A 21628-nucleotide genomic window follows, 5' to 3' on the forward strand; every position below is an offset into this window, starting at 1 on the left:
AAAGAATTCACCCGATGGCTCAGCCTAAAGCCTTGTTGATTCGCTCTCCCGGTACCAACTGCGACCTCGAAACGGCCTACGCCTTCGAGCAGTCGGGAGCCGTGGCCGATCGTATTCACCTCAATCGCATCCTCGAAAAGCCTGAGATCCTGAACGACTACCAGATCCTGGCGTTGTCAGGCGGGTTCAGCTATGGCGACGACATCTCGGCCGGCCGGATTGTCGGCAGCCTGTTTCGTCACCACTTGATGGATGCCGTCAAGCAATTCCACGACGACGGCAAGCTGATTCTGGGGATCTGCAACGGTTTCCAGATCCTGATCAAAACCGGTTTGCTTCTAGCCGACGACGAACGTGGCTTGCCTGCCAGTACGTTGGCCTGGAACGACTGCCAGATGTTCCAGGATCGCTGGGTGAACCTGAAGACCTCCGGCAGCAAGTGTGTCTTCCTGAAGGACATCGATCAGATGTACCTCCCGGTGGCTCACGCCGAAGGACGCTTCATGGCTCGCGACGAAGCGACCTTGGACGCCCTGGAAGCTGGTCAGCAGCTTTGCTTGACTTATACCGCAGATCGCGATGGGGAAGATTCGGTCTCGTTCCCCGACAATCCGAACGGTGCCCAGCGTCATGTTGCTGGCGTCTGCGACGAGACGGGTCGAATCTTCGGTCTGATGCCGCATCCTGAACGCTACATCGATCGCACGCATCATCCGCGTTGGACTCGCGGTGAAGGCAACAGCCCTGGCGACGGATTGAAGTTGTTTCAGAATGCGGTCGAGTACTTCGCCTAGAAGTTCATCTGCCAAGCTTTGCGGCTGGTTGAACCTGAACGTCAACTAGCCGCTGGCCGCTATCTCACTCGAAGCATTCGCTTCGCGTTTCCGCCGCCGGGCATCGACCACGCGGCGGATGATCTCGTCGGCGATCACCCCGACCAGGATCACCACGCCGATCACGGTACCTTCCAGTTCCGAGAACTCCAACGTTTCGATCGCCTGGTAAAGCTCTCGCAAGATCGCGGTTCCCAGCACCACGCCGAGAATCGATCCAGTACCGCCACGCAGACTACAACCACCCAGCACTGCCGCGGCGATGGCATACAGTTCGTAGAACGTCCCAGCTTCGTTCGGGCCGACACTGTTGAGGTCGATCGCGAACAAGATCGCCGAGATCCCTGCCATCAACGCACAGATCATGTAGGCCGAGATCGTGATCCAGTCGGTGTTGATCCCGCTGAACCGGGCCGCTTGTTCGTTGTTCCCCAGGGCTTTCAAATAGCGGCCGAACGTCGTCTTGTTCAGCACCAAAGACGACACAATCGCGATCACCGCCAGCATCACCAGGGGCAAAGGAATGCCGAGGTAAGGAATGTGCCAGTTGGTGAGATACGCGATGTCGGTTCCTCCTTCTGGCCGGACGAAGTTCGAGATCTTGTTGTCCTGGGCGAGAAAGCGAGCGAGGCTCCGCAAGACCAGCAAACCGCAAAGCGTGACCACGAACGGCTGCAGTTTCAGCTTGGTGATCAGTAGCCCGTAGCCTAAACCGATCAACATGGCACCGACCAAAACGATCACCATGGCCAGGTACGGATCCATGTTTTGATCGTTGATCAGAATGCCGAACTGCACGCCAACCAGGGCGACCATCGAGCCCATCGACAGGTCGATGCCGCCGGCAATGATCACGAATGCAGCGCCGATCGCCATGATGCCATACAGACCGGTCCACCGCGCCATGATGTCGAGGTTGTAGCCGCTGGCGAAGGTCGGAGCGTTGGCGGCCGTCACGCCGAAGATGGCGAAGATCAACAGGAAAAGAACGATATTCTTGAGCATTCAGTGCTTCTCTTTCAAACCGCCGTCAGCTTCTGTCCAGTTGCCAAATTCATGACCGACTCTTCACTGAGTTGGTCGCGGGTCAGTTCGCCGGCCAAGGCCCCTTCGTGCATCACCAGCACGCGATCGGCCATGCCCAGGATCTCTTCCATCTCGCTCGAAACAAACAGAATCGCCACCCCGTTCCGGGCCAACTCTTCCATCAGTTCATAGATCTCGTGCTTCGCCCCAACGTCGATCCCGCGGGTCGGTTCGTCCAGCAGAAGCACCTTGGGATGCATCGCCAGCCATTTGGCGATGACCACTTTCTGCTGATTGCCCCCGCTCAGATATTGAATGATCTGTCGCGAGCTGGGCGTCTTCACATGCATCCGCTTGATCATGTCGTCGATCAGGCGCTGTTCTTTGCCATGATCGATCCACGAGAGAAACGACAAGCGATGCAGCCCCGGCAGCGACGTGTTCTGGCCGACATCCATCGGCAAGACCAGCCCTTGGGCCTTGCGGTCTTCCGGGACGAGAAACACCTCGTGCCGAATCGCATCGCGTGGCGATCGAATCGCGACCGACTTGCCGGCGACCTCCACCGTTCCGCCAACGGGCGGGTGAACGCCAAACAGGGTCTCGAACAGTTCGGTCCGCCCTGCCCCGACCAAACCGGCCAGGCCAACGATCTCGCCAGCCTTCAACTGAAAACTGATCTCGTGAGCAGGATGGGCATGCGTTCGGAGCGACTTTGCTTGCAAAACGACATCGCCCGGCGTTTGTGATTGATGGGCATAGAACTGATCGAGCTCGCGCCCGACCATCAGTCGCACCATGTTGTCGTGCGAGATCTCTTCGCGGCTGAGCCCGCCGCTGTTCTGACCGTCACGCAGGGCGACGACACGATCGCAGACGCGATGCACTTCGCTCAAGCGGTGCGAGATGTAAACGATGCTGACGCCATCGGCCCGCAGCGACTGAATCACCTCAAACAAGCGCTCGACTTCCCGAGCCGAAAGGCTGGAGGTTGGTTCGTCCATAATCAGCAGGCGAGCGTTGCAAGACAACGCCTTGGCGATCTCCACCAGTTGCTGCTGTCCGATCGAAAGCTCGGCGAGCGGTTTGCGAGGATCGATATCGAGCCCCACTTGGTGCAGATACTTCCGCGAATTGGCATTTACCGCTGCCTGGTCGATCCAGCCGAACTTGCGTGGTTCGCGGCCGAGGTAAATGTTCGCCCCGACCGAAAGGTTATCGCAAAGGTTCAGCTCTTGATGGATCAAGGCGATCCCCAGCCGCTGGGCATCGGTAACGCCGCGGATCTCGACCGGTTTGCCATCGATCCGAATCGTGCCGCTATCGGGCTGCTGGATCCCCGCCAGGATCTTCATCAGCGTGCTCTTGCCGGCGCCGTTCTCGCCGATGACGGCAATCGATTCCCCGACGCCGACCTGAAGCGAGACCTCGGACAAGGCCTTCACCCCAGGGAATCGCTTCGAGACCTGGTCGACTTCCAGGAACGGAACCGGCGCGGCATTCATAGAACGAGACCTTAGCTTCCCGCTTCCGTTGCGGTGGCTTCGTCCGACTTCATCGGCGCTTCTTCCACGGCAGGCGCTTCGGCAGGTGTCTCTTCGGCTGGTTCTTCCTTGGGCATGTACTTGGCGATCTCAGGCGGGATCGGCTTGTCCATCAATTCGTCGATGACGCCCGCGCTGCGTTCCTGGGCGTTCAACTGCTCCATCATGCCAACGAAAATCATGACATCGCCACCATCGGGAATCGCTTCCTTCACCAGGCGTCCCACTTCGCGGCCAGCCAGGTAATTGTGCGTGCCAATGTAGAACTTGCGTTCGCTTTGCGGTGCGTCCGAGTCGTGACAGATCACGTTCCCCTCGAACGCATCGACGGCTTTATTGATCAGGCTGGTTTGACTGGCAGGCGAGCTAGGGCTCATCGCGAGACCAACGCAGCCATCCCCAATCTTGCGTTCGATGAAACGCTTCTGTTCTTCCTGGGTACCGTTTGGCGGATGATAGACTTCGCATTCCGCATTGAAGATCGGTTCGGCCACGCGAACGCCCTCTTCGGCATAGTTCCAGAATGGATCGACCGTGTTGGTAAGAAACGCGATCTTCACCTTCTTGCTGGTGTCGTAGTTGGGCTGATTGTTGGGTGGTGGCGTGCCGTTGCCTGCCTTGATGCGGTTGAGTTCAGCCTGAAGTTCGTCGACGTTGTCTTTTCGGATCGACTTAAACGGCACGAAGATCAAATTGCTTTCTGGGATGTCGAGATCTTGCCCGCGAGCCATTGCCGAAAGGAACTCGACCGACTTGTAGCCAAACACGAACGGCTGCTGCACGACCGTGCCGTAAACCTTGCCTTCTTGAATTCCTTTGAGCGTGACCGGATCTTCGTCGAAGCCAATGATCTCGATCTCACCAACCTTGCCGGCACCTTCAACGGCACTCAGGATCATGGGAGGATTGTAAGCCCACAGCCCCACCATCGCCTTCAAGTTCGGGTTATTGCCGATCGCGGACTCTGCGTTCTGCTTCGCTCGGGCATGGTCGGTGTTGTCGGTACGGATGCCGAGGATCCGGTACTTGCCTGCCTCGATGGGAAAGTCATAACCACCGCTGCCCGTCGTGGGGCTTTCGGTCTTGGCCCGACAACCGACCATGGCGGTCGCTACCAGCAAGACCAGCAACAAACTGGGAAGTCGTTTCACGGGTCGAATCCTTCGAGGAGATAACGCGAGGGGAAAACAACGAAAATAGACGAGAAAAACGCTATCTTAAGCCGCAAACAACCTCAAGGCAACTATCTCCGGCATTAATGAGCAACAGGGCGCAAGCTGTTTCCCATCGTTTCCTTACAGCCGACAGACTCAACGAAAGCGGTAGCCAGAAACCATTCCTGCCATCGGCGCAAAAAAAAGGACCAGCGATACCGAAGTCTCGCTGGTCCCGGGTTTCCTAGCAGGGGCAATCGATCTACCGTTGCCCCTTGATTCGACATCAATAGTGTCGTTAGTTGCCAGTCGGCAGCGGAATCGCGATGCCACCCTTCTGCAGAATCTCACGCACGTCCTGGTAACGCTCGTAGTCCGAGATGGTCACTGGGCCGGTGTAGATTTCGCTTTGCAGCTTGCGAGGTGGATGCTTCGCATAGGTCTTCATCAACTCGGCGACCGCCATGTTGAACCCGACCAGGGTCCACGTGCGTTCGGTGTAGTTGTTCATGAAGATGTCGTAGCGTTCCTGAGGATCTTGATACAGGTCGAAGATCTGCGGCACGCCGGCGACGTACTTCTCGGCCCCCTTCCAACCCAGGTTCGAGTCGACCGCCAGACCACCGGTAGCTTGACCATCGTCACCACGCAGATTGAAAACCGCCTTATAGTTGGCGACACGAATCGCACCTGGCGAGAGTTCATTCTCGGTGAAATAGAACCAAGCCTTGCGGGGCGATTCGCCGGTCCCGGTCAAGACCGGAATCATGTCGTGGCTATCGAACATCATTGGCTTATCTTCACGATCGTTCTTTGGCAGTTCGACGCCGGCAGCCGAAGCGAACGTCGCCATCAGGTCGAGACCACCAATGATGTCGTGATTACGCACGCCTGGCTTGATTTTTCCTGGCCAGATCGCGATGGCTGGCACTCGGTTACCACCTTCACGCACGGTACCCTTGGTACCACGGAACGGAGTGTAACCAGAGTCCGGATAAACGTCTTGCCAGGCACCATTGTCGGTGGTGTAGAAGACCAGCGTGTCTTCGGCCAGCCCCAGTTCTTCCAGCTTCTTCATCACGTTGCCGATACGCGTATCGAGTTCCACGACCGAGTCGGCATACTTCGTTTTCGAGAGCGACTTGTGCTTGAATTCTGGTGCTGGCAGGTTTGGCTGATGCACCTTCATGAAGTTGATATTGATGAAGAATGGCTGATCAGGATTCTTTGCGGCTTCTTCCAGGAATGCGATGCCTGACTGTTCGACATACTTGTCGAGGAAAGGAATCCCGACGATGCCTTCTTCCGGCTTATCAACGTATTCGCCATTCACCTTAAAATCTTCTTTAGGTGCTTCGCCAGCTTTGCCCGAGAGCGAACCCTTGGTCACCTTCTGGAACAACTCGCGCATCTTTTCTGGCATGTCCGGGAACCACTCTGGGTCGCCGTAGGTATACGCGTTGCAGTGATAGAGGAAGCAATGCTCCATCACGTCGTAGCCGTGTGCGTTCGGCAAAGCATAGTCCGATTCGCCCAAGTGCCATTTGCCGGTGAAGTAGGTGCGATATCCGCCGGTCTTCAGCACCGATGCCAACGTCCATTCGGCCTGGGGCAGACCGCCCCCTTGGCCTTGGAAGGCAACCGTCGTCATACCACTACGGTTGGGAATACGTCCGGTCTGCATGGCAGCGCGACCAGGCGTGCAGCTTGGCTGGGCATAGAACGAGAAAAAGGTCATCCCCTCGGCAGCCATCTTGTCGATATTCGGCGTTGGCATGCCACGTCCGACACCACCACCATAGGGACCAAGGTCGCCATAGCCGGTATCGTCCGAGACGATGAACAAGATGTTGGGCTTTTTAGCTTCAGCTTCCTTTGGCTGAGCCATGCCGAGCACGCCTACCAACAACAAAAAACATACGGATACTCCGTGGAATCGAAACGTACGCATCGCAACCTCACCTCGTGGGGCAATTTCAAAAATTCGATTTTAGGACGAAAACTGGCCAGTCATCGGGCGGTCCAAAGAACCGCGGCCTGGCTTCGGAATCGCCACTCCCAGCGGGAGTGCGAATCGGCGGCTTCGGGTTCATGGAACATTGTCCGCTTCAACATACCTCATACCTAACGGGGGTGCCGAAACATTTCCTGAGGACTAGGGGAAATAAGTAAAGGTGTCACATTCGCTTCACAGAAACTCGTTGCAACTTGTAGCTCAGGGGAGTTGGTACGGTTTATAATGCATCCCCTCTTAAGGACCGTCCCCGCCAACTTCAGGAAAGCCATCCATGTCCAGCCCCTCGATCCGCCCGCTGGCGATCTTTCTGCTGCTTTTCGCGCTCGCTCCCCTTCCCCTTCACGCCCAGGAATCGGACTCCCAGTTTTCGATTCCCCAAACCGATGACGGCTTGCCAGGCGAAGGTCCGATCCGCCGATACGACTGGTTTCGCAACTTGTGGCAAAACAAACGCAGCCAATGGTCAAAGCAAGTCGACGCAGACCAGGGTGCCGTTGTCTTCCTTGGTGATTCGATCACCCAGGGCTGGGGCGATAACCTCGGTGGCAGCTTCGGTGATTTGAAAGTTGCCAATCGCGGAATCAGTGGCGACACAACCCGCGGCATGCTGATTCGTCTCGAAGAAGACGTCCTGGCGTTGAACCCGAAAGCGGTCGTCATGTTGATGGGCACCAACGATCTAGAAGAAAAGGCCGAGCCAGAAACGATCGCCGCCAATATGAAGCTCATCGTGGCGAAGTTGAAAGAACACAATCCCGAGATGCCCATCATCTTGTGCAAGGTCTTCCCCAGTTCGGCCTCGAAGAGCCGCTCGGCTGAAAAGATCCAACGCGTCAACGAGTTGTATGCCGAAGGCGTGCAGGGCGATCCTCAGGTCATCGTGCTGGAAACCTGGTTGCCATTCGCTGATGAAAATGGCGATGCCAAGTCGGAAGAGTTCCCCGACCTGCTGCACCCGAATCAAAAGGGTTACGCCAAATGGGCCGCGGCGCTGCGCCCCGTGTTCGCGACGCTTGGTTTTCTGGAAACCGAGCCCGATGATTTTCAAGTCGAGCCAGGCTTCACCAGTCTTTTCAATGGCAAAGATCTGACTGGCTGGCAGTTCAAGGCGAACCCGGAACGTAAAGGAAAGAAGGTCGGCATTGCCTGGCCGATCATCGAAGAAGACATCGCTTTCGACGGCAAGACCGAAAGCAACGACGGTCGCTACGTCGCGATCAACGACCGGTTGGTGGTCACTACGCCTGCCGAGGGCCGACGTATTCAACAGCTTTGGACCACCCAAGAGTTCCCCGGCAACTTCGTTCTAAAGCTTGAGTTCCGCGCGACCCCGAATGCCGATAGTGGCGTGTTCATTCGAGCTCCTCAGCTTCAGTGCCGCGACTATCCTTTGGCTGGGCCTTATAAAGAGCTGAAGAACTACAAGCCTCAAGACTGGAACGAATTGGTCGTGACCGTCAAAGATGGCGTCGCCTATTGCACCTGCAACGGTGAAGTCCTGGAGGAAGCATTCCAGGTGCCAGAAACCGGCCCAATTGGCCTGGAAGGGGATCGCGGCCAAATGGAATATCGCCGCATCCGCATTCAAGAGCTGGACTAGTTACTGAAACCTGCGCAAACTTTTGCTGCAGGATCTGTCGCTAAGTCCAATATGCTCGCCATGAGATAACGAAAGGCGGCTGGTAGTTTACCAGCGGCCTTTCTTCGTACGTCGCCGTTTTCGATCAGGTTGGACAGTTTAGTCTTCCAACGTGACCGAGAGCGTGATGTTGGTATTGAGCACCTTCGAGACAGGGCAGCCTGCTTTGGCTTTGCCGGCCAGTTCTTCGAACTGTTCTTTGCTGCAGCCTGGTACTTTGCCGGATAGTGCCAAATCGATGCCGGTGATGGCGAAACCATCGTCCACTTTTTCAAGCGTACAGACAGCCGACGTTTCCATCTTTTCGGCAGTGAAGCCAGCTTCGCCCAAGATCTTCGATAGAGCCATCGTGAAACATCCGGCGTGAGCGGCAGCGATCAATTCTTCTGGGTTGCTGCCCTTCTGGCCTTCAAATCGACTGGCGAACCCGTATGGGTAGCTGCTGAGCGCACCACTCTCGGTGCTCAGTTCGCCTTTGCCATCTTTGATGCCACCTTGCCAGACAACCGAGCCGCTACGTTTGATCTTCATGGAATGCTCCGGGGGAGGTTTGATTTCGAGTAACGCCTTAATCATTTCCCGAAAGCAACCGTCATTCAATCACCGAGTTCAATCAGGTGCGCATAAAGAATGACCACCGGTAAGGACACGGTGGCCATTCTTCAAATTCAACTTGCGTATGGGGTATCCCCCACGTGCGAGACTCTTAGTGAGTCGTGTTCGACGTGGCGGTGCTGTTGTTGTTGGGGTTCGCAGTCGATGGGTTACCCTTTGGGGCACAACCCACGATAACGGTCGTCAGGGCCACCAGAACCAACAAGGATCCGAGCTTCTTCATTGCGAAAATCTACCTTTGTGAAGTGTTCAAAAACGTCTGGTTATGTAGCTATCTTACCGGATTTGAGCCAAATTTCCAAAGGGGGTGAGGTTCCCTGCCTATCATACCCAGGCGGTAAAACCGCTCTCGTCCCCATAACGTGAGAACTCGGCCCGCTATCGGAGTTTTCGGATGCGATGTCCGAATATTGAGTTTATTGAGGAGTCTTTTTGCCAAGGATTGGCGTAGAAAGTCACGTTTTGACCACCATCGGCACATCACCGCAGTTTGCTCAGCAGGTACGCCGTCGCTCGCCACGTTGCCTTTATGGCAGTTGGCAGGTTGGTCCCCAATTGGGTGAAGGAACGTACTATCGCGTCTTCCGTGCTCGGCCTAGTGAAGGATCGTTTCAGGGTTGGGACTTTGCCCTGAAAACCATTCGGCCCGAGTACAAGGGTGATCGGCTCCTCATCGAGCGACTGGTTCGCGAAGCCGAGGCAGGCAGCGAGATCACGTGTGCTCACGTCGTTCCGGTGATCGATTCTCGTAGCGGGTCGTTTGTCGTCATGCCGCGTGTCTGGGGTAAGACGCTGGCAGAAATCTTGGCGACCGGCCAACGCTTTCCTTTGGGAGTTGCCGTTTGGACAGCACGGCAACTGGCCCAAGGCCTGACGAACGTTCACCAGTCGAAGTGGATCCACGGTGATGTGAAGCCTGATAACGTCATGATTTCGACCAGCGGTCACGCCACGCTGATCGATCTCGGCTTCGCGCAGCGGATCGACTTGAGCCTGCCATGCAGCAGTCGCAAATGCGATCGTCAAGGAACGCTTCGCTATCTACCGCCTGAGATGCTGACAACCAGCATCCCAATCCTGCCTCAGGCCGACACCTACAGCCTAGGTGTCATCTTGTTCGAGCTGATTACAGGCCGTCAGCTGTACGATCAAACTTCGACGGAAGAGATCGTCAAAGCCCAACTGTCGCAGCGAGCCCCCAACGTACGGTCCCTGGTTCCGAACGTTCCGGGCTCGCTCGATCGGTTGGTCGCCCAGATGCTGGCCAAAGATCCGCTTCGTCGTCCTTCGCCAGACACCGAATTGGTGAAAGCGTTAGCCGCGGTCGAGGTCGAATTGCTCTCCCCCAACCCGAAGATGCATTTCGTCGCTTGATTCGGACGAAGCACGTGATTCGACGAGCGATTTGAACATCACCAGCGCGTCGACGAAGCCTTTCTGCGGATGCTGAAACGCCTGAGGCAACTCGATCCAGACGCGGTGAATTTCTTCGACCGACATGTCTCGCGGCAACGCATAGGTTTCCCCAGCACGAATCACCGGTACTAAGATCTGCAGGACCACTTCCCAGTCCGATGGTTGAACGGGACGCATCTGCACGTCAGGGTTGGCCTCGATACGGCTCTCTGCCTCTCGCTTGGCCACAATCGCAGAAGAAAGGGGACGCCCGTAGAGATCGACATTGCCGGCCGCCTTTTCGACGGAATCGACGTCGGCCGCTGGATGAACTCGGGGAAAGAAGTAATCCCTCAGCCTCCCACCATTCCAAATACCCGGGAAGTCGTAGTCGGCGTAGCTTCCGTCGCGGCGGCGAAGTCGATCCACCCGGTTCGGGTTATCCATAAGGCTATGCCGCATTTGCATGACTCCCCCAACGATCGCCACGACTGCCACAAAGATCAGCGCCAGAATTTCCATCACACGGGGTCGCCTCGTTGCAGGATCTAGTCTCCTCCATCGCCATCGAAGCCATCCAATCCATCGTCAGAGGAATCGATCACGATGTCGTTTTCGTCCGTTTCGACGTAGCCCAGACCGACTCGATAACTGGCGGACTCCGCTTTCGGGGGAGCCGATCCGACATCGAGATCGCGATGACTGTTGCTGCGGCTCTTACCCCAGCCAAATCGCGCACCGGCCTTCTGCTTGTCGTCAGACGACCGCCGGTTCAGCAATGCGATCAGCAGAAAGGCAATCACTACCCCGCCAAACAGTGCGAGCAATATCGGAAGCATTCGTTGTGCAACTAACCTACCTGCGTTGAAAGGCTGGATTGTCTTTCGCCACAGTCCTACTTTGGTATTGGCAAGAAAAAGCAAAGGGACGCAGCCTCAGATTAACGGAAGCGGCGTCCCCTGTTAAGTTAAATCGCGGCGATCGGCATTAAGTCACCGTCGCCGATTCGACGGAACTACTACCGATGGCCGACTTGCCGAACGTATAGCCAGTTCCGTCATAGCCAACCGTGATTCGGTCGCCATCCTTGAAGTCTCCCTTCAACAACAGCGTCGCCAACTGGTTTTGCAGGCGATTCTGAATCACTCGCTTCAGCGGTCGGGCACCATACAGCGGATCGAAACCTTCGTCCGCCAAGGCATCCTTGGCCGAATCGCTGACCACCAGTTCGATCCCCTGCTCTTCCAGTTGATGCGCCAGCCCACGCGTCTGGAAGTCGACAATCGATCGAATCTGTTCCTTCAACAGCGGCTTGAAGACAATGATGTCGTCAATTCGGTTGAGAAACTCTGGCAGGAACTTCGTTCGCAGGTTGGCCTGGGCGGCTTCGCGAATTTCTTCGTCGCTTCCACCTTCCTGGGCAATCTGCTGAATGGCCTGGCTACCGATGTTGCTCGTCATCACCACAATCGTGTTGGTGAAATCGACCGTGTGACCATGGTTGTCGGTCAGTCGGCCATCATCCAGCACCTGTAGCAAGATGTTGAACACATCGTGATGCGCCTTTTCGACTTCGTCGAGCAAGATCACGCTGTAAGGCCGCCGGCGAACTGCTTCGGTCAGCTTGCCACCTTCTTCGTAGCCGACATATCCGGGAGGAGCCCCGATCAGTCGACTCACCGCGTGACGTTCCATGTACTCGCTCATGTCGATACGCACCATGGCGTTCTCGTCGTCGAACAAAGCTTCGGCCAACGCCTTGCACAGTTCGGTCTTACCTACGCCTGTTGGGCCCAGGAAGATAAACGAACCGACCGGACGATTGGCAGCCTGAAGTCCGCTACGACTTCGACGCACCGCATTGGCCACGGCAACGACCGCTTCTTCCTGACCGACCACACGTTGATGCAATCGTTCTTCAAGGACCAGCAGCTTGGCTCGTTCCGTTTCCAACATCTTGGCAATCGGAACGCCTGTCCATTGGCTGACCACTTCGGCGATTTCATCCTCTGTGACCTGTTCTCGCAGGAGACGTCGTTCGTTCTTGGCGTCGTCCTTTTCGGCTTCTTGCTCGCTCTCAGCTTCCATTCGCGATACCAACGCGTCGTGCTTCTTTTGCAGCTCGAACAGCTTTTGGTAATCGCTTTCGGGAACGAGTTGCCCCATCGATTGAATCTCTTGAATCGATGCGTGCAGACGAGAATATTCCAGATCGGTCGCGGCCAGTTCCTCGCGGATTTGAGCGACGTCTCCCATTCCCATCTTCTCCGCTTCCCATTGTTCGCGAAGGCTGGCAAGTTGCCGTTTGACCTGTTCCATCTCGTCTTGAATTTCTTCACGACGCTGGATGGCGGTCTCTTCCGTTTCTTCGGCCAGTTGGCGATCGGCCAACTGCAGCTGCGTTAGACGTCGCTGCACCTGATCGATCTCAGCCGGAACGCTTTCCAGTTCGATCGCCAGACGACTCGAGGCTTCGTCCACCAGGTCGATGGCCTTGTCTGGCAGGAAACGATCGGTGATGTATCGATCCGATAGCTTCGCCGCCGCGACCAGGGCCGAGTCCTTGATCTTGATCCCATGATGCGCTTCGTACCGCGGCTTCAGACCACGCAGAATCGCGATGGTATCTTCGATCGAAGGTTCCCCAACGTAGACCGGTTGGAATCGACGTTCCAGCGCCGCGTCCTTCTCGATATACTGTCGGTACTCGTCGAGGGTCGTGGCACCGATACAACGCAGTTCGCCACGGGCCAACGCAGGCTTCAACAGGTTGGCCGCATCGGCCCCACCTTCTGCCTTGCCGGCACCGACGACCGTATGCAACTCGTCGATGAACAGCACGACGCTTCCCTGGGAATCTTGAACTTCCTTCAGCACCGCTTTCAGGCGTTCCTCGAATTCACCACGGAACTTCGCCCCCGCGACCAATGCCCCCATGTCGAGAGCGATCACGCGTTTGTTCTTCAAGCTTTGCGGTACGTCCCCTTGGACGATTCGCAATGCCAGACCTTCGGCGATGGCGGTCTTACCGACGCCTGGCTCGCCGATCAAAACGGGATTGTTCTTCGTACGACGTGACAACACTTGAACCGTTCGGCGAATTTCTTCGTCGCGTCCGATCACCGGATCGAGCTTCCCTTTTTCAGCTCGCTCGACGAGGTCGATGCCGTACTTCTTCAAGGCCTGGAAGGTGTCTTCCGGGCTTTGCGATGTCACGCGAGAACTTCCTCGCACTTCGCGGAGTGCCGACAGAATATCTTTCTCGGTGACCGCGTTGACCTGCAGGATATCCTTGGCCTTCGAGGGGACCTGGGCCAAGGCAAACATCAGATGCTCGGTCGAGACAAACTCGTCCTTCATGGTGTCGGCTTGCTTTTGCGCGGCCTGAAACACCTGGTCAAGTTCGCCCGACATCCGAAGTTGACCGTCGCCACCGGTCACGGTCGAAAGGCGACCGATTTCCGACTTCAACATCGACTCAAGCTGCCCACGATTCGCTCCGATCTTGTCGAGCAAAGGGCGAACAACGCCCCCGTTCTCGTTCAAAAGCGCAGCGAGCAAATGCAACGGAGTCAGCGAAGTATTGCGAGACTCAGTCGCCATCTGCTGAGCCAACTGAACGGCCTCTTGAGCTTTGATCGTGTACTTATCGAATCGTGGTGTCATAATGCGTTCCTTTTGAGTTTATATGAGTACAGGCGTGGCTTAATTCACTCCTGGTTATTTGAAATTGAGATTTTGGAATTGCCTCCTTGCTCGATTTAAACATGCGTGATCTCGTCATTCCATAAAAAGGGCCGGGCGCCTTGCGGCCCCAGCCCTTTGGGTTCACTCATGGTTCTGCATGATGCCCGGGCTTGTTGCCGGGCATCGTGGGTGCGAAGAACGTTAGTCCTTCTTCACCTCGAACTCGGCGTCGATGGCGTCGTCGTCACCACCATCCTTCGCTTCGCCAGCAGGGGATTCCCCAGCGGCGGCTTCCGGATTGTTGGCGGCGGCAGCTTCGTACAGGATCTTGCTGACCGCGTGCGAAGCAGCTTCCAGTTCGCTGATCGCGGACTTGATCGCTTCGACGTCTTCTCCCTTGGCAGCTTCGCGAGTCTTGTTGATCGCTGCTTCCAGAGGAGCCTTGTCGCTGTCCGAGATCTTTTCGCCAGCTTCCTTGATCAGCTTTTCAAGCTGGAAGCAACGCGATTCGGCTTCGTTGCGGGCTTCGGCCAGTTCACGCTTTCGCTTGTCTTCGGCGGCGTGTTCTTCGGCGTCCTTCTGCATCCGATCGATCTCTTCCTTCGACAAACCCGAGCTCTGCTTGATCTCGACCTTCATTTCCTTGCCGGTACCGAGGTCCTTGGCCGACACGTTGAGGATACCGTTCTGGTCGATGTCGAATTTGACTTCGATCTGTGGCATACCACGTGGAGCCGGTGCGATCCCGTCGAGGTTGAACTCGTCGAGCAAGCGGTTGTCGGCAGCCATTGGGCGTTCCCCTTGGAACACGCGAACGGTCACCGCACCCTGGTTGTCTTCGGCCGTGCTGAAGGTCTGCTTCTTTTCGGTCGGAATCGTCGTGTTGCGTTCGACCAGCTTGGTGAACACACCACCGAGAGTTTCGATACCGAGCGACAGCGGAGTCACGTCCAACAGCAGAACGTCTTTACGACCACCTTCGGCGAGCACGCTACCCTGGATCGCAGCACCAGCGGCGACCACTTCGTCTGGGTTCACGCCCTTGTGAGGATCTTTGCCGAAGATCTTCTTGACCATCTCCTGAACCTTCGGGATACGGGTCGAACCACCGACCAGCACGACTTCGTCGATATCGCTGGACGACAGACCGGCATCCTTCAGAGCCTTTTCGACCGGGATGCGGCAACGCTCGATGAGGTCGTCGGTCATCTGCTCGAACTGGCTACGGCTGATGGTCAGCTGCAAGTGCTTCGGACCGGAAGCATCCGCCGTGATGAACGGCAGATTGATGTCGGTCGAGGCCTGGCCGCTGAGTTCCTTCTTGGCCTTTTCACAGGCTTCCTGCAGACGCTGCAGAGCCATCTGATCTTTCCGCAAATCGATGCCGTGATCCTTCTGGAACTGTTCGGCAACGTAGTTGATCAGCTTTTCGTCGAAGTCGTCACCACCGAGGTGCGTGTCACCGTTGGTGCTGATCACTTCAAACACGGTTCGACCACCTTCGTCGCCATCTTCCGGTGGCGAGACTTCCAGAATCGAGATGTCGAAGGTACCACCACCCAAGTCGAACACGGCGATCTTCTCGGCCTTGTTCTTACCCAGACCGTAAGCCAAAGCGGCTGCGGTTGGTTCGTTGATGATACGAGCGACTTCCAGACCGGCGATTTGGCCGGCGTCTTTGGTAGCCTGACGCTGGGCGTCGTTGAAGTAGGCTGGAACCGTGATCACAGCCTTGCTGACCTTGTGCCCCAGGTAGCTTTCCGCGGCAGCCTTCAATTTTTGAAGGACCTTGGCGGAAATCTCCGGAGGCGTGAATTCGTTGTCGCCGATCTGAACTTTGACGTATTCGTCGGCGCTTCCGATCACTTTGTACGGAACCATCTTCTCTTCCGAGCCGACTTCGCTGTGACGACGACCCATGAAGCGTTTGATGGAGTAAACAGTTTTCGTCGGGTTGGTAACGGCCTGACGACGAGCTGGCTCGCCAACCAGGACTTCACCCTTATCGGTATAACCGACGACACTCGGGGTGAGTCGGCTACCTTCGGCGTTCGGAATCACCTTGGCTTCCGAACCTTCCATGACCGCGACCACCGAGTTCGTGGTACCGAGGTCGATCCCAATAATCACTTCGCCTTGTGCCATGATGGTTACCTCTTTCTTTCGTTAAATCCGCGCCGCCAGGGCGTCAGGGTGTTTTATAAAAGGAAGGCCGAGCTTGCACTCGACTTTGCTTGTCATGCTTGAATGGAACCTGCCGAGCCGGTTGCAGCTCGTGCAGTTGCTGTCGATGAATTGCAAGAGCTATGCCAAAACAAATTCCCAAGTGACCACTAGCACCACAAGTCTTGTAGCCATAAAGACTTAAAACAAAGGCGTTTTTTCCATCGCTAAATCACGGGCTTCTATCTCTGGATTTCTCTGCCAAAATGGCAGCGATCTCACCCAAACTATGGTGGGTCCTAGGTTTAAGGCGGCTGGGAATGAAGTATGATTCTGAAAATACCGATCGCATTCACCTTGGATGACGGTCGCAGCCACGCTGGTCGCTTTATGGCATCCTGCGAGACTGCCGCTGCTGCCCGTGATCCTTCAAGCAAAACATCCCACCATGGCCAAAGCTCCCCGCAAGACTTCCGCGACCGACCTGAAGAAGACGTTGGCCAAGATCGACCAGCAAATCCTTGACTTGCTCTCGAAACGGGTCGATGCCTGTCAGAAAATGGTCCAAGCCGACCCGGGCAAAACGATCGAACAGCAGCTCAGCTCGGAAGAAACCGAGCTGCAAAAGCTGCTTTCCAGCAACAAGACAACGCTGAAGAACGACTCGGTCTCGCCCGTGTTGCAGGAAGTGTTGAGCCTCTGCCGTGGTGCCTCGCGACGCCTTCGCGTGGCTTATCTCGGTCCGCAGTACAGCTATTCGCACCAGGCCGCCGTCGAAAAGTTCGGTTCCAATGCCGACTATTCACCCGTTGCGACGATCGCGGCTGTCTTCGAAGAAATCCAACGCAATCAGGCCGATTTTGGGCTCGTCCCGGTCGAGAACTCCAACGATGGACGCGTAACCGACACGCTCGAGATGTTCGCCAAGTTGCCGACCAAAATCTGCGGCGAAGTGAAACTCCACATCCATCATCAGCTTTTGGCGAAGTGCAACCGCGAGTCGATCAAAGAAGTCTTCAGTAAGCCTCAAGCCTTGTCGCAATGTCGCAATTGGCTGGCTAAGCATCTGCCGGCAGCTCGGCCGATTGAAATGGCCAGCACGGCAGCCGCCGCCCAATTGGCAGCCCAGAAAGAAGGTGCCGCTGCGATCGCAAGTCGTGCTGCTGGAATGAATTACAACCTGGAGACAATCGCCTCGAACATCGAGGACAACCCGAACAACATCACTCGGTTCGCGGTCATCTCGCACGACATGGGTCCCAAAACCGGGAACGACAAGACGGCCCTGCTCTTCCAAACCGAGCACAAGCCAGGGGCCTTGGCAGACGCGATGAACATCTTCAAGAAGAACCGGCTGAACCTGACCTGGATCGAGTCGTTCCCGGTTGCCAACTCCCCAGAAGAGTACCTTTTCTTCGTTGAGATGGAGGGGCACTGCTCGGAACTGAAGATCCGCCGGGCGGTCTCGGCCCTGGAAAAGAAATCGCTCCGCCTGGAAATTCTCGGCTCGTACCAGAAGACCGAACCGGTCAACTAGAGCGTGCGTTATCGGTGCCAGACCGTGAAAAACACGGCAAAAATTATGCCCCATTCTGGTGACAGGTGACCTCGACGACGATGCCAGCACTCTGCTATATTTACGGGTTTCATTCCAAAACCATGGCACGACTTAGGTTAAGCTGAGTCCCAATTTTTCAACGACCACTGGCGGTCCGAAGGAGAACGACGGGTGAGACGTCCTTTCATCGCAGGTAACTGGAAAATGAACACCACCAAAGCAGAAGGCGTGGCTTTGGTGAAAGGCGTTGCTGAAGGCAACACGGCAGGCGACGCGGTCGAAGTTGCCGTTTGTGCCCCGAGTGTTTACCTGGATGCGGTCGTCACCGCTGCCGGTGGCAAGGTTGGCGTGGGTGCTCAGAATTGCTACCACGAAGCTTCCGGCGCTTTCACCGGTGAGATCTCGGCTGCCATGGCGAAAGACGTCGGCTGCCAGTACGTGATCCTTGGTCACAGCGAACGTCGTCACATCTTCGGCGAATCGAACGCCGATGTCTGCAAGAAGGTTCATGCCGTTCTGGCCGCCGGCCTCGTGCCGATTGTTTGCGTTGGCGAACTGCTGGAAGAACGCGAATCGGGTAAGACCTCGGACGTTGTTGCCGAACAGATGTACGGTAGCCTCGCTGGGGTCACTGCCGAACAAATGAAGTCGGTCGTGATTGCTTACGAACCTGTCTGGGCGATTGGTACCGGCAAGGTTGCGACTCCCGAACAAGCCGAAGAAGTTCACGCCGGCATCCGCACCCTGATGACCGCCAAGTACGGCGAAGCGATCTCCGAAGGTGTTCGCATCCAGTACGGCGGTAGCGTGAAGCCTGACAACGCCGCCGAACTGCTTTCGCAGCCGAACATCGACGGTGCCTTGGTTGGTGGCGCATCGCTGAAGGCAGACAGCTTCCTTGGCATTATTGCCGGGGCAAACGCTTCCTAATTCGATTCACTCCCCTGGTTGGTCTCGCTTGCTGGCGATGCCTTTTCAAGAATCCTAACACGGACGTTTTCAGAAGTATCCAGTCATGACCAGTCCCATCCTTTTCGGGTTTCTTCAGTATATCCTTGGCCCGCTGATTTTCATGACCTCGGTCTTCCTCATCATGGTCGTGCTCGTGCAGCGTGGTCGTGGTGGCGGTCTGACCGGTGCCCTGGGTGGTGCTGGCGGTCAAAGCGCTTTTGGTGCCAAGGCTGGTGACGTCTTCACGAAGATCACCATCGTCGTGGCCGTTTTCTGGATTCTGCTCTGCATTCTGGCCACCATGAGCCTGCAAGACTCGGGTGCGAGCAAGCTGGGCTCTGGCGGCGGTGTTGCCCCAGCCGGTGGTGCTTCGGCAACGCCAGGCATGGAAGGTCCAGCATTGACCGTCCCATCGGACGAAGAAGGTACCCAGCCAGCGGACGAAGCCGCACCAGCTGACAAGCCTGCCGAGAATCTCGAACCACCTGCTGGCGAGTCGACCGAAGCCCCAGCCGCGGAAGCTGCCGCCCCAGCAACCGAAGAAGCTCCGATGACCGAAGAGAAGCCTGCTTCTTAGTGTTCTCGAGCCCAATCGAAGACGTTTTCTGCAAACTTCCCCGAGAACCTCTTGGGGAAGTTTTTATCGTTTCATTCGCCCCTTTCCCATCGCATCGCACTCAACTGGAGATCCCCCAACATGCTGCTTAGCATGACCGGCTATGGCGATGCCCACCTGCACACTGAAGGGGTTTCGGTATCGATCGAGATCCGCTCGGTCAATAACCGCTACTTCAAATTGGCGGTCCGCGGGAACGAGCTCTTCAGTGGGCTCGAATCGCAGATCGAAGCGGTAACCCGGAAGCATATCAATCGCGGCACCATCACGATCAACCTGCGTATCAAGCAGGACGTGACGGCCGACAAGTACCGCATCGATACCGAAGTGCTGGAAAGCTACATCCAACAAATCCACAAGCTTGGGTCGAAGGTCGGCATTACCGAGACGCCGCACATTGACTCGATCTTGCAGCTCCCTGGCGTGGTCCAGGAAAACAGCGACAGTGACGACGAACAATTCAACGCCTGGCCGGTGATCGAACAAGCCCTCAAGACGGCGCTTGAAAAGTTTGATTCGATGCGTCGCCACGAAGGGGAAGCCACGACGAAAGATCTGCGAGAAAACCTCGCCTTGATCGCGTCGCACCTCGAAGAAATCGAAGCCAAGTCGCCCGATGTTATCGCCGGCTATCGCGATCGCATGACCGACCGCGTGAACAAGGTCCTGGAGGAATTCGACGTTTCGGTCGATCCAGCAACACTCCTTCGCGAAGTCGCGATCTTCACCGATCGCGTCAACATCTCGGAAGAAGTCGTGCGACTGAAAAGCCACCTCGGGCAATTCGAGAACTTCCTGACCCAGAAAGAATCGACGGGCCGTAAGCTCGACTTCCTGACTCAGGAGTTGTTTCGTGAAACGAACACGATCGGCTCGAAAGCGAACGATGCCGAGATCGCCAAAGCGGTCGTGGAAATGAAGACTGCGATCGAAAAGATCCGCGAGCAAGTCCAGAACATCGAGTGAGCGAGTTCCGCCTGGAAGGCAGTCCTCGCCGAAACGTGAATCCCAGCAACCAGCAGAGCATGACGAATACCACGCCTGGCATTTTGGTCATCCTTTCCGGCCCCTCGGGCGTCGGCAAGTCGACCGTTGTGCGTAAACTGCTGGCCCTGGGAGATCCGGCCATCGAACTGAGCATCTCGGCGACGACTCGTTCGCCCCGAGATGGAGAGCAAAACGGCGTCGACTATCACTTCCTTTCCAAGGAAGAGTTCGAGAAACGAATCGATGAAGACCAGTTCCTGGAATTCGTCGAGGTTTTCCGAACAGGCCACCTGTATGGCACCTTGCGAAGCGAAGTCGAAGCCCGAATCGCCCAGGGGATTTCGGTCCTACTGGAGATCGACGTCGAAGGAGCCGCCAAGGTTCAAGACAAGTACCCTGATGCCGTGACGATTTTCCTCAGCCCCGACTCGAGCGAAGAATTGGAACGTCGACTTCGAGACCGGGGAACAGAAACAGAAGAAGCCATTCAACGTCGACTGGCAACGGCCCAACACGAGATGGAAAACTCGACCTGGTATCGCTACCGGGTAGTTAACGTGGCCGATGCTGCCGACGATGCCGTTACACAACTTGCGGACATTATCCGTCAGGAAAAGGAGGAGCGATGCTCGAAGAACTGAAAGAAGAATTCATCATCAAGAAGGTCGGTGGCCGATTCAAGCTTTCGACGCTGATCCAGAAGCGTCTGGTCGCATTGAATGCCGGTAGCCGTCCATTGGTCGACATGCAGTCGGACAACAAGATGGAAATCGTCCTGGAAGAGATCAAGCAGGATAAGATCTTCCTGGACACCTCGAACGAACTGCGCACCACCGCCGATAGCGACGTGATGATCAAGTCGTTCGACGCCATCATGAGCGACGAACTGTGAGCCCGGCAAAGGTCATCATTGGTGTCACCGGCGGAATCGCCGCGTACAAGACGCCTGCTCTGGTCAGCCAACTGGTCAAGTCAGATGTCGATGTCACCGTAGTGATGACCCGAGCTTCCCAGCAATTCGCAGGCGTGGCCACCTTGGCCGCGCTTTCCGGAAAGCGGGTTCATACGGAACTCTTTGACGATGCCATGCCCCTGGGCGCGCACATTGAACTTGCGCGTCGAGCGGCCCTTCTATGCATCGTGCCAGCCTCGGCGGACTTCATGGCCAAAGCTGCCCATGGGATGGCCGACGACCTGCTGAGCACGCTCTACCTGGCGTTCACAGGGCACGTGATGATGTGTCCGGCGATGAACAAAGAAATGTGGGCCCATCCTGCCGTCCAGCGAAACGTGGCAACACTGACCACGGACGGCGTTCAAATGATCGGCCCTGACTCTGGCTGGCAAAGCTGCCGCGTGGAAGGCACCGGCCGCATGACCGAGCCTGACGAGATCTTCGCGGCCATTCAAAGCCACTTCAGCAGCCAGTAAGAAATAACGAGC

The 21628-nt window shown here is 56.4% G+C and carries 20 protein-coding genes; 10 read left to right on the forward strand and 10 right to left on the reverse strand.

The genetic code is table 11. The features are described 5' to 3' along the window. Window positions 1-14 precede the first annotated feature (14 nt). Window positions 15-794: a phosphoribosylformylglycinamidine synthase I gene (gene purQ / locus AB1L30_RS25990; protein WP_367017399.1), complete on the forward strand. Its 780-nt coding sequence runs from the start codon at window positions 15-17 to the stop codon at window positions 792-794. Window positions 795-839: 45 nt separating this feature from the next. Here the strand turns inward: purQ and AB1L30_RS25995 are convergent, their stop codons facing one another. From AB1L30_RS25995 to AB1L30_RS26010, 4 genes are all read right to left on the reverse strand, one after another. Continuing rightward, window positions 840-1838: an ABC transporter permease gene (locus AB1L30_RS25995; RefSeq protein WP_367017401.1), complete on the reverse strand. Its 999-nt coding sequence runs from the start codon at window positions 1836-1838 to the stop codon at window positions 840-842. Between the two features lie 14 nt (window positions 1839-1852). Continuing rightward, window positions 1853-3364, reverse strand: a complete 1512-nt coding sequence (locus tag AB1L30_RS26000) for a sugar ABC transporter ATP-binding protein (RefSeq protein WP_367017403.1) — start codon at window positions 3362-3364, stop codon at window positions 1853-1855. 11 nt (window positions 3365-3375) lie between these two features. Continuing rightward, on the reverse strand, window positions 3376-4554 hold the full coding sequence (locus AB1L30_RS26005) for a substrate-binding domain-containing protein (protein WP_367017405.1): 1179 nt from the start codon (window positions 4552-4554) through the stop codon (window positions 3376-3378). Between the two features lie 301 nt (window positions 4555-4855). Continuing rightward, window positions 4856-6445: an arylsulfatase gene (locus tag AB1L30_RS26010; RefSeq protein WP_367017407.1), complete on the reverse strand. Its 1590-nt coding sequence runs from the start codon at window positions 6443-6445 to the stop codon at window positions 4856-4858. A gap of 400 nt (window positions 6446-6845) precedes the next feature. Between AB1L30_RS26010 and AB1L30_RS26015 the strand changes: the two genes are divergently transcribed. After that, entirely contained in the window at window positions 6846-8174 is a 1329-nt protein-coding gene (locus AB1L30_RS26015) for a GDSL-type esterase/lipase family protein (RefSeq protein WP_367017409.1), read from the forward strand. A 138-nt stretch (window positions 8175-8312) separates the two neighbouring features. Here the strand turns inward: AB1L30_RS26015 and AB1L30_RS26020 are convergent, their stop codons facing one another. Continuing rightward, entirely contained in the window at window positions 8313-8744 is a 432-nt protein-coding gene (locus tag AB1L30_RS26020) for an OsmC family protein (protein WP_367017411.1), read from the reverse strand. 175 nt (window positions 8745-8919) lie between these two features. Beyond that, window positions 8920-9051 (reverse strand): hypothetical protein, encoded by a 132-nt coding sequence (locus AB1L30_RS26025; protein WP_367017413.1) that lies wholly within the window; start codon window positions 9049-9051, stop codon window positions 8920-8922. Window positions 9052-9290: 239 nt separating this feature from the next. Here AB1L30_RS26025 and AB1L30_RS26030 point away from each other — a divergent pair, with 239 nt between their 5' ends. After that, a complete protein-coding gene (locus AB1L30_RS26030; RefSeq protein ID WP_367017415.1) occupies window positions 9291-10202 on the forward strand; it encodes a serine/threonine-protein kinase in 912 nt (303 codons plus the stop codon). Here AB1L30_RS26030 and AB1L30_RS26035 read toward each other — a convergent pair. The 4 genes from AB1L30_RS26035 to dnaK form a co-directional block, all read right to left on the reverse strand. Then, the gene (locus tag AB1L30_RS26035) at window positions 10143-10748 is read right to left on the reverse strand and encodes a hypothetical protein (protein ID WP_367017417.1); all 606 of its coding nucleotides are present in this window, start codon (window positions 10746-10748) and stop codon (window positions 10143-10145) included. The genes AB1L30_RS26030 and AB1L30_RS26035 overlap by 60 nt on opposite strands. A 23-nt stretch (window positions 10749-10771) precedes the next feature. Further along, a complete protein-coding gene (locus AB1L30_RS26040; RefSeq protein WP_367017419.1) occupies window positions 10772-11050 on the reverse strand; it encodes a hypothetical protein in 279 nt (92 codons plus the stop codon). Window positions 11051-11210: 160 nt separating this feature from the next. Continuing rightward, window positions 11211-13889, reverse strand: coding sequence for an ATP-dependent chaperone ClpB (clpB, locus tag AB1L30_RS26045; RefSeq protein ID WP_367017420.1), 2679 nt, complete (start codon window positions 13887-13889; stop codon window positions 11211-11213). A 222-nt stretch (window positions 13890-14111) separates the two neighbouring features. Further along, window positions 14112-16055, reverse strand: a complete 1944-nt coding sequence (gene dnaK / locus AB1L30_RS26050; protein ID WP_367017422.1) for a molecular chaperone DnaK — start codon at window positions 16053-16055, stop codon at window positions 14112-14114. Window positions 16056-16521: 466 nt separating this feature from the next. On the opposite strand from dnaK, the gene pheA reads away from it, so the two are divergent. From pheA to AB1L30_RS26085, 7 genes are all read left to right on the forward strand, one after another. Then, window positions 16522-17610, forward strand: a complete 1089-nt coding sequence (gene pheA, locus AB1L30_RS26055) for a prephenate dehydratase (RefSeq protein ID WP_367017424.1) — start codon at window positions 16522-16524, stop codon at window positions 17608-17610. 192 nt (window positions 17611-17802) lie between these two features. Continuing rightward, on the forward strand, window positions 17803-18561 hold the full coding sequence (gene tpiA / locus AB1L30_RS26060; protein WP_367017426.1) for a triose-phosphate isomerase: 759 nt from the start codon (window positions 17803-17805) through the stop codon (window positions 18559-18561). A gap of 85 nt (window positions 18562-18646) precedes the next feature. After that, window positions 18647-19159 (forward strand): preprotein translocase subunit SecG, encoded by a 513-nt coding sequence (gene secG, locus AB1L30_RS26065; RefSeq protein ID WP_367017428.1) that lies wholly within the window; start codon window positions 18647-18649, stop codon window positions 19157-19159. A 120-nt stretch (window positions 19160-19279) separates the two neighbouring features. After that, window positions 19280-20164: a YicC/YloC family endoribonuclease gene (locus AB1L30_RS26070; RefSeq protein ID WP_367017429.1), complete on the forward strand. Its 885-nt coding sequence runs from the start codon at window positions 19280-19282 to the stop codon at window positions 20162-20164. A gap of 59 nt (window positions 20165-20223) precedes the next feature. Next, window positions 20224-20826, forward strand: coding sequence for a guanylate kinase (gmk, locus tag AB1L30_RS26075; protein WP_367017887.1), 603 nt, complete (start codon window positions 20224-20226; stop codon window positions 20824-20826). Further along, a complete protein-coding gene (locus AB1L30_RS26080; RefSeq protein WP_367017431.1) occupies window positions 20811-21077 on the forward strand; it encodes a DNA-directed RNA polymerase subunit omega in 267 nt (88 codons plus the stop codon). The genes gmk and AB1L30_RS26080 overlap by 16 nt, the downstream gene beginning before the upstream one ends. Next, window positions 21074-21616 carry a flavoprotein gene (locus tag AB1L30_RS26085; protein WP_367017432.1) on the forward strand — a complete coding sequence of 181 codons (543 nt, stop codon included), beginning with the start codon at window positions 21074-21076 and terminating at the stop codon, window positions 21614-21616. Before AB1L30_RS26080 ends, AB1L30_RS26085 begins: the two co-directional genes overlap by 4 nt. Window positions 21617-21628 lie beyond the last annotated feature (12 nt).

It is taken from the genome of Bremerella sp. JC817, from assembly GCF_040718835.1.
Taxonomy (GTDB): Bacteria; Planctomycetota; Planctomycetia; order Pirellulales; family Pirellulaceae; genus Bremerella.

Excerpts from the sequence above, each read along its gene's own strand:
- AB1L30_RS25995 (WP_367017401.1), bottom strand. The coding sequence starts at position 1,838 with ATGCTCAAGAATATCGTTCTTTTCCTGTTGATCTTCGCCATCTTCGGC.
- AB1L30_RS26010 (WP_367017407.1), bottom strand. The coding sequence starts at position 6,445 with ATGGCTCAGCCAAAGGAAGCTGAAGCTAAAAAGCCCAACATCTTGTTC.
- AB1L30_RS26070 (WP_367017429.1), top strand. The coding sequence starts at position 19,280 with ATGCTGCTTAGCATGACCGGCTATGGCGATGCCCACCTGCACACTGAA.
- purQ (WP_367017399.1), top strand. The coding sequence starts at position 15 with ATGGCTCAGCCTAAAGCCTTGTTGATTCGCTCTCCCGGTACCAACTGC.
- pheA (WP_367017424.1), top strand. The coding sequence starts at position 16,522 with ATGGCCAAAGCTCCCCGCAAGACTTCCGCGACCGACCTGAAGAAGACG.
- clpB (WP_367017420.1), bottom strand. The coding sequence starts at position 13,889 with ATGACACCACGATTCGATAAGTACACGATCAAAGCTCAAGAGGCCGTT.
- gmk (WP_367017887.1), top strand. The coding sequence starts at position 20,224 with ATGACGAATACCACGCCTGGCATTTTGGTCATCCTTTCCGGCCCCTCG.
- AB1L30_RS26025 (WP_367017413.1), bottom strand. The coding sequence starts at position 9,051 with ATGAAGAAGCTCGGATCCTTGTTGGTTCTGGTGGCCCTGACGACCGTT.
- AB1L30_RS26020 (WP_367017411.1), bottom strand. The coding sequence starts at position 8,744 with ATGAAGATCAAACGTAGCGGCTCGGTTGTCTGGCAAGGTGGCATCAAA.
- AB1L30_RS26015 (WP_367017409.1), top strand. The coding sequence starts at position 6,846 with ATGTCCAGCCCCTCGATCCGCCCGCTGGCGATCTTTCTGCTGCTTTTC.
- secG (WP_367017428.1), top strand. The coding sequence starts at position 18,647 with ATGACCAGTCCCATCCTTTTCGGGTTTCTTCAGTATATCCTTGGCCCG.
- AB1L30_RS26080 (WP_367017431.1), top strand. The coding sequence starts at position 20,811 with ATGCTCGAAGAACTGAAAGAAGAATTCATCATCAAGAAGGTCGGTGGC.
- dnaK (WP_367017422.1), bottom strand. The coding sequence starts at position 16,055 with ATGGCACAAGGCGAAGTGATTATTGGGATCGACCTCGGTACCACGAAC.
- AB1L30_RS26000 (WP_367017403.1), bottom strand. The coding sequence starts at position 3,364 with ATGAATGCCGCGCCGGTTCCGTTCCTGGAAGTCGACCAGGTCTCGAAG.